The organism is Streptomyces sp. NPDC023157 (genome assembly GCF_055560575.1).
Genome location: NZ_JBVHIL010000009.1, coordinates 275,775 through 288,639, shown reverse-complemented (window position 1 = coordinate 288,639; position 12,865 = coordinate 275,775). Strand labels below are relative to the sequence as shown.

8 protein-coding genes are annotated in these 12,865 nt (G+C 72.9%); 2 read left to right on the top strand and 6 right to left on the bottom strand.

Annotated elements, in window-relative coordinates; translation table 11 throughout:
• Nucleotides 1–46 precede the first annotated feature (46 nt).
• Together ACZ3ZE_RS29920 and ACZ3ZE_RS29915 are read right to left on the bottom strand one after the other, a co-directional pair.
• On the bottom strand, nt 47–3,913 hold the full coding sequence (locus ACZ3ZE_RS29920; protein WP_467261457.1) for an endo-alpha-N-acetylgalactosaminidase family protein: 3,867 nt from the start codon (nt 3,911–3,913) through the stop codon (nt 47–49).
• Nucleotides 3,914–4,063: 150 nt separating this feature from the next.
• Entirely contained in the window at nt 4,064–4,582 is a 519-nt protein-coding gene (locus ACZ3ZE_RS29915; RefSeq protein WP_467261513.1) for a hypothetical protein, read from the bottom strand.
• A gap of 287 nt (nt 4,583–4,869) precedes the next feature.
• Between ACZ3ZE_RS29915 and ACZ3ZE_RS29910 the strand changes: the two genes are divergently transcribed.
• Complete coding sequence (locus tag ACZ3ZE_RS29910; protein WP_361175116.1) at nt 4,870–5,484, top strand: YceI family protein; 615 nt, start codon at nt 4,870–4,872, stop codon at nt 5,482–5,484.
• A gap of 141 nt (nt 5,485–5,625) precedes the next feature.
• On the opposite strand, the gene ACZ3ZE_RS29905 is transcribed toward ACZ3ZE_RS29910, so the two are convergent.
• The gene (locus ACZ3ZE_RS29905) at nt 5,626–6,852 is read right to left on the bottom strand and encodes a serine hydrolase domain-containing protein (protein ID WP_467261455.1); all 1,227 of its coding nucleotides are present in this window, start codon (nt 6,850–6,852) and stop codon (nt 5,626–5,628) included.
• A 120-nt stretch (nt 6,853–6,972) separates the two neighbouring features.
• Between ACZ3ZE_RS29905 and dnaN the strand changes: the two genes are divergently transcribed.
• On the top strand, nt 6,973–8,082 hold the full coding sequence (gene dnaN / locus ACZ3ZE_RS29900) for a DNA polymerase III subunit beta (RefSeq protein ID WP_467261453.1): 1,110 nt from the start codon (nt 6,973–6,975) through the stop codon (nt 8,080–8,082).
• A gap of 72 nt (nt 8,083–8,154) precedes the next feature.
• Here dnaN and ACZ3ZE_RS29895 read toward each other — a convergent pair whose 3' ends face one another.
• The 3 genes from ACZ3ZE_RS29895 to ACZ3ZE_RS29885 form a co-directional block, all read right to left on the bottom strand.
• Nucleotides 8,155–9,504 carry a hypothetical protein gene (locus ACZ3ZE_RS29895; RefSeq protein WP_467261451.1) on the bottom strand — a complete coding sequence of 450 codons (1,350 nt, stop codon included), beginning with the start codon at nt 9,502–9,504 and terminating at the stop codon, nt 8,155–8,157.
• Nucleotides 9,505–9,547: 43 nt separating this feature from the next.
• A complete protein-coding gene (gene cimA, locus ACZ3ZE_RS29890) occupies nt 9,548–11,164 on the bottom strand; it encodes a citramalate synthase (RefSeq protein ID WP_361175128.1) in 1,617 nt (538 codons plus the stop codon).
• A 313-nt stretch (nt 11,165–11,477) separates the two neighbouring features.
• Nucleotides 11,478–12,815 (bottom strand): MFS transporter, encoded by a 1,338-nt coding sequence (locus ACZ3ZE_RS29885; RefSeq protein WP_361175131.1) that lies wholly within the window; start codon nt 12,813–12,815, stop codon nt 11,478–11,480.
• Nucleotides 12,816–12,865 lie beyond the last annotated feature (50 nt).

Genomic DNA, 12,865 nt, shown 5'->3' with positions numbered 1-12,865 from the left:
AGCACAGCAAACGCTTTCTACCTTGGCCTGCCGGGCCTGTGCGGGTTCAGCCGCCGCAGTGGAACCGCGCGCTCCCCCAGTCGGCGTGGTCGTTGCCGTTGCCGTCGCCGCCATCCCCGACGACCAGGTCGACATACGCGGCCCCGGTGACGTCGGCGGTGAGCGCCCACGCCGGGTCGGCCGCCCGGAGCACCGGGGACGCCGCCTTCTCCGTCCCGTCCGCGCGCACCGAGAAGCTGACCGATCCTCGGCTGGTCTGGACGTCGTCCACACCGACCTCGGCGGTGAAGGAGGTGCACCGGCCGCCCAGGTAGTAGCGGACGGTGGCCGGGGCGTGGCTGCCCAGACCCTTGGCGTAGGTCACTCCCCCGATACGCAGCGGGCTGCCGTCGCCGGTGCCGGTCTCGCCGTTGGAGAGGTCCTTCTCGACGGGGCCCCAGCCGTTGCTCGCGGAGGTCCAGTCGAGGTCGCTGGCCCAGCTGTCGGCCGTGGGCGGCGGGGGCAGGGTGCGGACGGTGGTGGCGGCGGTCAGGCTCCGGGGCCCGCCGCCGGTCTCGTACGCGACGCTCGCGCCCAGCTCGTACGGCCGGTAGGGGGCGTCGACCGGCGGGGTGACCCGCCAGGTGGCGGTGGCCTTCCCGCCCACGGCGACCGGGGCGAGGACGACGGGCCCGGCGGGCTCGGCGGTCCAGCCCTCGGGGAGGGTGAGCACGGCCCGCGCGCCGGAGACCTCGGCGGCCTCGTCGTTGCCGAAGGTGACGGTGACGGTGTTCGCGCGGCCCGGCTCCAGCGTCTCGGGCGCGGTGACGCCGAGGGTGCCGCAGGCGGGGCGCTCGGCGGCCGGGCCGAGGTCGGTCACGGTGAAGCCGTCGAGCACGAAGTCGGCGCCGTCGGGGGCGTCCGCCCGCTTGCGCAGACCGGTCCAGGTGTCGCCGCAGCCCGCGGTGACGGTCTCGGCGAAGTGCCCGGTCGTCCGCTGCTGCCCGATCGGGGTGCGGCGGGTCTCGACGGGGGCGCCCGGTCCGCTCGTACGGTCGTAGCCGGCGACCCACTCGTAGGCGCCGGCGTGGCTGGACTGGTAGGCGAAGGCGACGCGGTAGCGGTGCCCGTCCTTCATCGGGACGGTCCAGGGGGCGGTCCGGTAGACCAGGCCGCTGTTCTCGTCGTGCGACTTGAGGGACTCGGCGCCGTCGAGCACGTCGTCGACGAGCTTCCCGTTCCAGCCCGCCTGCGTGTACGGGGCGTGCAGCTGGGCGATGTGGGTGCGCGGGTCGGTGGTGCCGCCCGCGTCGCCCTTCAGGAAGGGGCCCCAGCCCTGGTCGACGGCCTCGAAGTCCTCGTACACGAGGGTGCCGGGCCTGGTCGCGGGGGCGTCGGCGACGATCCGGACGTCGTCGACGCGGACCGTTGCCGTGCTGCCCGGCGCCGCCTCGATCCTCAGCTCGGTGCGCGCCCCGGCGGTGAAGGTGACCTTGGCGCGCTGGAGGCGGGTGCCGTTCCAGTCGGAGGCGGCGACGCGGTCCTCCAGGACCGAGCGCTCGACGGTGACGGACCGGCCGCCGACGGAGAGGGTGGTGGGCCGGGTCTTCCCGGCCTCGACCTCGATCAGGGCGGAGGCCGTGTACCGGGCGCCGGGGGTCAGGCCGCCGATCCGCTGGCGGACGGACGCGGGGTCGGCGCCGGTGAGCCGGGCGCTGGTGCGGCCCTGGGTGTCGGTGTCCCGGGCGACGGTGCCGGTCTTCGTCCAGGAGCGCAGGCCGGCGTCGTTGAAGCCGGGGTCCTTGACGGGGGTGCCCTGGCCCCAGCGGGGGGCGCGCTGCTCGGGCGCCCGGTCCGGGTAGAGGACGTAGGGCTGTCCGGCGGCGGCGTCCAGGGTGAGGTGCCCGTCGACGGGCCGGACGGTGCCGGTCTTCACGCGCCCGTTGTCGGTGAGCCGGTAGACGGTGTACGAGCCGGTGCCGGGGACGGCCCAACGCGTGGTCCCGCCGGTCTTGTTGTAGTGGTACAGCTTGCTCCCGCCGGACCAGGGCAGCAGGTACGCGTCGCCGTCGAGGACCTTGCGGCCGTGGTCGTAGAAGGTGCGGCGGCCGTTCTCCAGGGTGCCGCGGACCCCGCCGGTGAAGGTGATGTCGTCGCCGTCCCAGCGGGTGATCCGCTGGTGCTGGAGGTACTTGGCGGGCAGGTTGCGCTGCCAGATGTTGGCGGTGAAGGCGGTGTAGTCCGTCTCGCCGGTCCAGCCCTCGAAGTCGACGAGGGCGGTCTGGCCGAGGACCGGGTGGTTGTTCCAGACGTCCTTCTCGCCGTTGCGGATGAAGCGGACGATCCGCGAGTTGAGGCCCTTGTTGGTGGCGCCGCCGTAGTCGAGGTCGTTGGCCCAGTGGGACCAGAGGGAGTCCCGCTCGAACTTCTCGGACCACTCGGTGGCGACGTTCCAGCCCTGGGCCCGCACGGCCTGCATCGTCTTGTCGGCGATCCAGCCGTGCGTGTAGTAGACGTCGATGTAGAGGGCCGACAGGTTGGGGTCGGTCTCGTCCCGGAGCTGCTGGAGGCGGCGGGCGAGGTCGCCGCTGTTCACGTCCCGGCGCTGGTCGATGTAGTAGCTCTGGTTGAGCCAGTTCCAGCCGGGCTTGGTCTTGTCGACGAGGGTCTCGCTGAAGTTCTTCGCCTCGGGGTACGACTCGGTGGCGTTGATGTGGACGCCGAAGCCCGCACCCCACTTCCGGCCCTCCCGCAGCAGGGTGTTGAGGTCGGTGAGGCCGCCGGCGCGCTTGTTGTAGTTGCCGCCGTAGTCGGGGTGGGCGGAGTCGTGGCCCTCGGAGCCGTACCCCTTGAGCAGGGCGAACTGGCCGAGACCGTCGGTGGACAGCGAGATCCGCTTGACGTCGTCGAGGGTGCGCAGGAACGGGTGGGTGGCCTGGGAGGCGAAGTTGAACGGGATGTGGGCGACCACCCGGTCGGGGGTCCCCTCGCTGCCCGCCGCCTTGACGCCGATGGTGCGGAAGGCGACGGCCCCGTCCTGCCAGTCGGTGCGCCCGTCGCCGTTGGCGTCGGGGGTGACGACGACCTTCGCCCAGGGCAGGGCGTCGCCGCTCTCGGGCGCGGGGGCGCCGGCGCCGCGGTAGGTCCACTGGCCGGACCAGACGCCGACGCGGGTCTCGGTGCCGGTCCTGCGGGCCTGGTGCCAGAGGCGGGCGCCGTCGCGGGCGGAGGCGCCGGAGGGCTTGTCGTAGGAGGAGTTGGACTCGACGGCGGCGGCGAGCCGCCCGGTGTTGACGATCGCGTACGTGGCGCCGACGGCGCCCGGGTCGGCCGGGGTGGCGTCGGTGACCCGCGCGAAGACGTCGGCGGTGCGGGTGGAGTCGGGGTCGAGCCGGGTGAACGCGGTCTCGGCGCCGGGGTCGGCGGAGCCGACGGAGACCAGGTCGTGGCCCGGTATGTCGAGGGTGCCGACCCGGAAGGTCTCGGTGTCGCGGACCGCGGTGACCCGGAAGGTGGTGGCCCGGCCCTCGACGCTCAGCCGGGCGTCGATCTCGACCCCGGGCAGGTCGGGGAAGCCGAGCGTGTACGCGGCGGAGTCGCGGGTCAGGACGGGCGCGCCGGTGGCCCGGACGGCGTGGGCGGTGCCGTTGAGGACGACCTGGGTGACGGGGGCGGTGCTGCCGAGCAGCCGGGCGCCGGTGGCGCGGTCCGTGTACGAGAGGACGCGCGGGAAGTCCTCGGCGACGGCGACAGAGAGCCGCGCGGACCCGATGAGCGCGCCGGCGGCCGGCGGGTGGGGGGCCTCGGCGCCGGAGGGGCCGGCGGTGCCGGCGCGGGCCGGTCCGGCCAGGGCGAGGACGGCGGAGGTGGCGGCGGCCAGCGCACAGATCGTGCGCAGCCGCCGCGCGGCGGAGGGAGGGTGTGGGTGCGACATGCGCACCAGTTGGCCCGGGTGGCGGAGCAGCGTCAACGAGATCGTCCGCCGACGGCCCCGCCAGTCCAACAACCCCCTCCGGTTAGTCCAAGTGGAGCCGGTGGCTCAGCCGAGGGAAGCCGGTGGCTGAGCCGAGTGGGGGCCGGTGGCTCAGCAGCCGCCGCAGTTGTAGAAGGTGACGTCCCAGTGGTTGCCCTCGTCGGCGTAGACGTTGCCCGCGCCGGACTGCCACTGCGGGGCGCCGTCACCGCGCACGCCGATGTAGGTGAACGTGTTCTTGACGTAGTTGGTGACACAGGTGCCCTTGGCGAAGTCCAGCTTGTAGCCGTTCCAGTGCGAGTAGGTGCCGCTCGCGTGGCCGGTCTCGGTGCCGCCGGTGATGTTCAGGGCGCAGCCGCTGGCGCTCTTCAGGGTCTGGGCGCCCTGGGCGGTGGCGAGGTTGAGCTGCTCGAAGGACGTACAGGTCGAGTTGTTGCGGTCCGAGCAGCCGCCGGACGAGGACCAGGTGATCCCGGAGGAGCGGAACATCGAGGTCGCCGTCGCGTGGCTGATCTTGGTGACGGTGACCGCGGCGTGGGCGTCGGCGGCGCTGGACAGGGCGCCGAAGCCGGGGGCGAAGAGGGCGCCGAGGACCAGCGCGAGAGCGGTGAGGACGGAGCGGTACGTCATACGGGACGGCGTACGGAGCTGCGTGACGGGCTGCATACGGGTGCCTCCTGCTGGTGACCGTGTCGGTTGGGGACGGCTGTGCAGGTGGTGCGGTGGCGCTGGGCGCGCAGGGAGATGGTGCCGTAGTTCTACGCGCGTCCGCCAGAGGGCGTCGGGGCCGTGCGGGTGAACATCTTCCACAGATGTTGAAAGTTGAACGGAATAGGTCTATCGTCGTTCTCGTTGAAGGTTCAACAACACGGGATCCGGCCCCACCCCCGCCGGGAAATCTGATCAAGGAGCACGTCATGGGCATCTTCGGCCGCAAGAACAACGAGACCGCCACCACCGCCACCGCCACCCTCCCGGTGGACCCGGCTCTCGCCGCCCTGACCGGCGACTACACGATCGACCCGGCCCACAGCAGCATCGGCTTCACCGTCCGCCACGCCATGGTCACCAACGTCCGCGGCACCTTCGCGGAGCACGAGGGCGCGCTGAAGCTGAACGGCTCGGACCCGGCCTCCTCCAGCGCCACCATCGACGTCAAGATCGCCTCCATCGACACCGGCATCGCCGACCGTGACGGACACCTGCGCAGCGGCGACTTCTTCGACGCCGAGCAGTTCCCGCTGATGAGCTTCCGCTCCACCGAGGCCCAGCAGCTGGGCGGCGACAAGTACCGCGTCACCGGTGAGCTGACCATCAAGGACGTCACCAAGCCGCTCGCCATCGACCTGGAGTTCAACGGCACCGCGACCGACGTCTACGGCAACGAGCGGGTCGGCTTCGAGGGCAACGCCGAGATCCTGCGCTCCGACTGGGGCCTGACCTGGAACGCGGCCCTGGAGACCGGTGGCGTCATGGTCAGCGACAAGGTCAAGCTGAACTTCGACATCTCCGCCATCAAGAACGCCGCCTGACCCCCGGGGCTCCACCCCCGCACTGCCGTCCGGCCCGTCACCCGCCGTCCGGCCCGGACAACGAGCGCGCCCGCCTCTCCGCTGCCGCGGAAGGCGGGCGCTCGGCGTTTCCCGGGACTCCCAGGAGTCCCGGCGGGACTCCTAGGAGGCCAGGCGGTCGGCCGCCGCGGCCACGGCCGCGATCAGGCGCACGTTCTCGGGGGCGCCGGGGCCGCCCACGACGGCGAAGCGACGGCGGGTGTAGCTGTACGCGAGGGCCCTGCTCGGGTCGGCGAAGGCCTGCGAGCCGGGGGCGCCACTGTGACCCACCGCGGTCGCGCCGAGCTCCGGGTAGGTGGTGGCGACCGGGACGAAGCCCAGGCCGAAGGCGTTGGAACTCCCGGTGACCAGGTCCGTGCCGCTGGAGTGGACGCGCGAGAACACGTCGAGGGTGTCGGCCTTCAGGAGCGGCGCCCGCCCGTCGAGCTCGCCGGCCACCGCCGCGTACATCCGGGCCAGCCCGCGCGCGCTGCCGACGCCGCCGCCGGAGAGCGGCGCCCCGGCCCGCACGGCCCGGGAGTTGCCGTACGCGACGGGGTCGACCGGCGGATCGGCGTGCAGGTCGAAGGCGACACCCATCAGGCTGTCGGGGGCGATCGGGTGCGCGTCGAGGAAGGCCTGCTCGTCCGGCGTGGGCAGCATCGGCAGGGCCGTGCGGAAGCGCGCTTCGAGCTCCTCGGGCAGACCCAGGTGGTAGTCCACCCCGTACGGGACGCGGATCCGCTCCTCGTAGTGCTCCTGGACGGTGCGGCCGGTGGCCCGCAGCACGACCTCGCCGACCAGCGCGCCGAAGGTGTAGCCGTGGTAGCCGTGGCCGGTGCCGGGCTCCCAGTACGGGCGGTGGGCGGCTAGCCGGGCGGCGACCACCCGGTCGTCGGCGAGCTCGTCCAGCGTGAAGCCGCCCTCGACGCCGATCGAGCCGGCCCGGTGCGCCAGGAGCTCCCGCAGGGTGACGCCCCCCTTGCCCTCGGCGGCGAACTCCGGCCACCAGGACGCCACTTCGCGGTCCAGGTCGAGCGCGCCCTCCTGCACAAGGAGGGCGACGACCAAGGCGGTGGCGCCCTTGCTGGACGAGTACAGGGCGAGCAGCGAGTCGCCGTCGACCCCGTCGCCGCCCCACAGGTCGACGACCTGCCGGCCGCGGTGGTAGACCGCGAGCTGGGCGCCGCCGTCCCGCGCCTCGTCGGCGACGACGCCGGCGAACTCCTCCCGCACGGACTCGAATCCGGGCGCCACCGTGCCGTAGACCTCGCCATGGGCCCCACCGTGGGCCTCGCCATGGACCTCGCCATGGATCCCGCCGTGGATCCCGCCGTGGACTTCACTCATCGCGTTTCTCCCCCTCGTCATGGCGCGACGGACCGCGCCGCATCGCCTTCCTACCGCAGAACGATCAAGGAGCGGGCGGGATTCCCGGCGTTGTCAGTGCCGGGCGTTAGCGTCGGCGGCATGGAATTCCGTATCGACAGTGGCCTGTTGACCGAAGCCGTGGCGTGGGCGGCCCGGGTGCTGCCCGCCCGCTCCCCCGTGCCCGTCCTCGGCGGTCTGCTCCTGGAGGCCGCCGACGGGCGACTGCGCGTCTCCGGACTGGACTACGAGGCGTCCGCCCGGATCGAGGTGGACGCCGACACCCTGCGGGACGGGCGCGCCCTGGTGCTGGGGCGCCGGCTGCTGGACATCTGCAAGGTGCTGCCGGCGGGGACGGTGGGCTGCGCGGTCGAGGGGGCCCGGCTCTCGGTGACCGGCGGCGACGCCCGGTTCGGCCTCTCGCTGCTGCCCCTGGACGACCACCCGGCCCCGCCCGCGCTGCCCGCCCTGCGCGGCACGGTGGACGCGGACGCCTTCGCGGCGGCCGTCGGGCATGTGGCGGTGGCGGCCGGGCGGGACGACGCGCTGCCGGTGCTCACGGGGATACGGCTCGGCCTGGACGGCACGACGATGACGCTGGCCGCGACGGACCGCTACCGGTACGCGGTGCGCACCCTGGAGTGGAAGCCGGAGGAGGCGCCCGCGGCCGGCGCCGAGGCCGCCGACGTGGTGGTCCCGGCGCGGCGGCTCACCGAGATCGCCCGCTCCCTCGCGGGCGCCGGGCCGCTCCGGCTCGCCCTCGACCACGGCTCGATCGGCTTCGAGAGCGGCGGCATGCGGACCACCACCCGGCTCCTGGACGGACGGCTCCCCCGGCACGACAAGCTGTTCGCGCTCGGCGAGCACGCGGTCGCCGTCACCGGGCGGGCGCCGCTGGTCGAGGCGGTGAAGCGGGTCGCGGTCGTCGCCGAGGGCGACAGCCCGGTCCAGCTGACCTTCGACGCGACCGGCGTCCACCTCCAGGCGGGGTACGAGGACGACATCGCCTCCCAGCGGCTCCCCGCCACGCTCACCGGCGCCGCGTCGCTGACGGTCGCCTTCAACCCGGGCTATCTGATGGACGCCCTGGGCTCCTTCGACGCCACGGAGCTGTGTCTCCAGCTGCTCGGCCCCGGGCAGCGGGCGCTGATCACGGACGGGGAGGGCGGGACCCACCGGCATCTGCTGATGTCGGTGAAGCCCCTGGTCTGACCGGGGCGTTCACGGTCCCACCCCGCGTGCGGGCAGGTGTGCCCCACGCGCTCGACGCGGGGGCCCGAGCGGTCAGAAACCGCCCCCGCCGTCGAAGCCGCCACCGCCGTCGAAGCCACCGCCTCCGTCGAAGCCGCCGAAGTCGTTCGAACCGAAGTCGCCGGAGCTGAAGTCGGCGCCGGAGAAGTCCCCGCCCTGGAAGTCCGCGCCGCCGTACTCGGCGGCGTAGGCCGGGGTGGCGAGCATCGAGCCGAGCATGGTGCCGACGAGCAGGCCGGGCAGCATCCCGCCGCCGAAGTAGCCGCCCGCCCACGGGCCGTACGCGGGCCCCGCCTCCCAGTAGGGGCGGCGCCCGCCGTCGGTCTCGACGGTGCGGGCCTGCGGGTCGAGCCCGTCGTCGAGGCGGGCCGCGTCGGCGGCGCAGACCGGGACCTCGCGGGCGGCGCCGCCGGCCGGGGTCCAGGTGCGGTCCTCGGTGGAGGGGCCGTGGCGCGGGTCGAAGAAGCAGGGCGCGCGCCGCTCGGGCAGCGCCCGTCCCTCGCGGCGGGCGGCGAGCACGGCGAGCGAGTAGCGCCCGTCCTCCAGGGCCTGGGTGACCCCGCGCACCTCGTGCGGGCGGGTGACCGCGCCCATCAGCGACTTGGCCCGGTCGTAGGAGTCGAGGGAGCGTTCGTAGTCGCCGCGCATGGCGTCGTCGGCGCCGGCTTCGGCCGGGTGGAAGTCGAGCCGCTCCAGCTCCTCGCCGAAGGCGGTGATGTCCTCGTCCACGACGACCCGCAGCCGGTCGAGGGCGGCGCGCTCCTCGGCCTCCCGGCGGAGCCGCCTGCGGCGGGACACCGCGTAGAGACCGGCGCCGCCGGCCACGACGACCGCGCCGAGGGTGATCAGCCCGCCGACCGGGACACCGCCGGAGTCCTTGCCGGTGGCGCCCCAGCTGGCGGGGGCGGAGCCGCGCATCGTGGGCAGGGCCTGGTCGACGAAGTTGTTCAGTTCGGTCTTCGCGTCGACGCCCGGCTGCCGTACGTCGGTGACGAGGTTGCCCACGGCGTCGCGGGACATCACCGAGCGGTCGGCGGCCGCGTTGAAGCCGTCGCCGAGGCGTACGGCGTAGAGCCCGGTCACGCCGGTCTCGGTGCGCAGGTTGCGCAGCAGGTTCTCCGGCGGGAACTGGGCGTTCGCCGGGAGCACCGCCACGAACAGCGGCTTGTCCGCGTCCTTGATCTTCGTCGCCAGGGTGTCCGCGTCGGTCTTCGACAGCTGGGCGGCGGCGGCCGGGTCCACGTACACCGGCCCCTGTTTCAGTGCGGCGGCGGCGTCGGAGAGGCCCGTGGCCCTGGCCCCCGCGGAGGGGGCCAGGACCAGGAGCAGCAGAAGTGTCAGCCCGGCGAGGGCCGACCAAAGGGGTATCGCCCTGGTCCTCATGGTTCGACGCTACCCGAACAGCATCGAACAGGACATAGAGGGGCTATTCGGCCGGGTCGATGCCCGCCCGGAGCAGCCCGTAGGTGAAGGCGTCCTCCAGGGCGTACCAGGAGGCGGCGATGACGTTGCCGCCGACGCCGACGGTCGCCCACTCGGTGTTGCCGTCGCTGGTGGTGACCAGGACGCGGGTGGTGGACTCGGTGCCGTGGCGGCCCTCCAGGATGCGCACCTTGTAGTCGACGAGGCCGAACTTGGCCAGCGGCGGGTAGATCCGCTCCAGGGCCACGCGGATGGCCCGGTCGAGGGCGTTGACGGGGCCGTTGCCCTCGGCGGTGGCGACGATCCGCTCGCCCTTGGCCCACAGCTTCACGGTGGCCTCGTTGGCGTGGGTGCCGTCCGGGCGGTCCTCGACGATGGCCCGCCAGGACTCGGTGCGGAAGTAGCGGCGCGGCCGCCCCTCGACCTCCTCGCGGAGCAGCAGCTCGAAGGAGGCGTCGGCGGCCTCGTACGTGTAGCCCTTGAGCTCGCGTTCCTTGACCCGCTCGACGACCCGGGCGACCAGTGCGCGGTCGCCGCCCAGGTCGACGCCGAGCTCCTTGCCCTTGAGCTCGATGGAGGCGCGGCCGGCCATGTCGGAGACGAGCATCCGCATGGTGTTGCCGACCAGCTCGGGGTCGATGTGCTGGTAGAGGTCCGGGTCGACCTTGATGGCGGAGGCGTGCAGGCCCGCCTTGTGCGCGAAGGCGGAGACGCCCACGTACGGCTGGTGGGTGGAGGGGGTGAGGTTGACGACCTCGGCGATGGCGTGCGAGATCCGGGTCATCTCCGGGAGGGAGCCCTCGGGCAGCACCCGCTTGCCGTACTTCAGCTCCAGGGCCGCGACGACGGGGAAGAGGTTGGCGTTGCCGACCCGCTCGCCGTAGCCGTTGGCGGTGCACTGGACGTGGGTGGCGCCCGCGTCGACGGCGGCGAGGGTGTTGGCGACGGCGCAGCCGGTGTCGTCCTGGGCGTGGATGCCGAGCCGGGCGCCGGTGTCGGCGAGGACGGTGGCGACGACGGCCTGGACCTGGGCGGGCAGCATGCCGCCGTTGGTGTCGCAGAGGATGACGACGTCGGCGCCGGCCTCGTACGCGGTGCGGACGACGTCCTTGGCGTAGCCGGGGTTGGCCTTGTAGCCGTCGAAGAAGTGCTCGCAGTCGACGAAGACCCGGCGGCCCTGGGCGCGCAGGTGGGAGACGGTGTCGCGGACCATCTCCAGGTTCTCTTCGAGGGTGGTGCGCAGGGCGAGCTCGACGTGCCGGTCGTGCGACTTGGCGACGAGGGTGATCACCGGGGCGCCGGAGTCGAGCAGCGCCTTGACCTGCGGGTCCGCGGCGGCGCTGCCGCCGGCCCTGCGGGTGGCGCCGAAGGCGACGAGCTGCGCGTTCTTGAACGCGATCTCCTGCCGGGCGCGGGCGAAGAACTCGGTGTCACGCGGGTTGGCGCCGGGCCAGCCGCCCTCGATGAAACCGACGCCGAAGTCGTCGAGGTGGCGCGCGATCGTCAGCTTGTCCGCGACGGTGAGGTTGATTCCTTCGCGCTGGGCGCCGTCGCGCAGCGTCGTGTCGAAGACATGGAAGCTGTCGTCGAGGCGCGGGCTCTCGTCGTTCTCCGTGGTCATGGCTGTGATGGCTCCTGTCGGATGTGGCTCCGGAAGTCTGGATCCACTTGCCCCCATTCTCACGCGCGGTCCGTTTTCGGCGGTGGTGGGGCCGGAAAACGAAAAAACCCCTCGCGGGTGCGAGAGGTCTGCGCGCGGGTCTGGGGCACGGTGTCCGCCTGCGTGGGGGTTGTTCCACGCGTCAGCGGCCACTGCGGACCGGCGCGCTGCTGCCGATAATCATGGTGGTAGCGAGCACGCCCGCAGTCTGCCACAGCCCGGTGGCCGAAAGGGCTGTGGTCTCAGCATGCGGGCGGCCGGTCCGCGAACGGGTTCAGGACGCCGGGGCGGAGGCCTTCTCCGGCCCGTCGGCCCGCTGCCCCGGCAGCGCGCCGCCGCCCACCCGGCCCAGGTCGATGTCCCGGGTCTCGCGCATCGTGAGGTAGACGACCAGCGAGACGGCCGCGCAGCCCGCCACGTACCAGAAGAAGCCGGACTCGATCCCGGCGTCCTTGAACCAGAGCGCCACGTACTCGGCCGTGCCGCCGAAGAGGGCGTTGGCGATCGCGTACGGCAGGGCGACGCCGAGGGCGCGGATGCCGGTCGGGAAGAGTTCGGCCTTCACGCAGGCGTTGATGGAGGTGTAGCCGGTGACCACGACGAGCGCGAGCAGGGAGAGGCCGAGGGCCGGCCAGAAGGAGCCCGCGTGCCGGAGCATCGTCATGATCGGGACGGTCAGGAGGGTGGAGCCGACCGCGAAGGTGATGAGCAGCGGGCGGCGCCCGATCCGGTCGGAGAGGCGGCCGGCGAGCGGCTGGAGGCAGGCGAAGACGATCAGCGCGCAGAAGGAGACGAGGGTGGCGGTCTGCTTGGGCAGCCCGGCGGAGTTGGACAGGTACTTCGTCAGATAGGTGGTGTACGTGTAGTACGCGACGGTGCCGCCCATGGTGAGCGCGATGACGAGGAAGGCCTCGCGCTTGTGCGCCCACAGCGCCTTGATCGTGCCCTTCTCTCCCCGCGCGATCCCGTCCTCGGCGGTCTCCTCGTACACCTCGGTCTCCAGCATGGTGCGGCGCAGGTAGAAGACGACGCCCGCGCCGAGGGCGCCGACGATGAAGGGGATGCGCCAGCCCCAGCTGTGCAGGGCCTCGGCGGACATGGTGCGCTGGAGGACGATCTGCAGCCCCAGGCCGACGATCTGGCCGGCCGTCATCGACACGTACTGGAAGCTGGAGGCGAAGCCGCGGTGTTCCGGGGCGGAGGCCTCGGTGAGATAGGTGGCGCTGGCGGCGTACTCGCCGCCGACGGACAGGCCCTGGAGGAGGCGGGCGACGAGGAGGACGGCGGCGCCGCCGTATCCGGCGACGGCGTAGGTGGGGGCGACGGCGATGAGGACGGCCGAGGCGGACATCAGTGTCACGGTGAGGGTCAGCGCGGTCTTGCGGCCCTTGCGGTCGGCGACCCGGCCGAGGAGCCAGCCGCCGACCGGGCGCATGAAGAAGCCGACGGCGAAGATGCCGGCGGTGTTCATCAGCTTGGCGGTGTCGTTGCCCTCGGGGAAGAACGCCCCCGCGAAATAGGTCGCGAAGCTGGCGTACACGAACCAGTCGAACCACTCGACCATGTTGCCCGCCGAACCGACCCAGATCTTCTTCCAGTGCTCTCGTCCCATGGGCAGGAACCGTGCCGGAGGAAGCGTGCCGCCAACAAGGCCGCACCGCG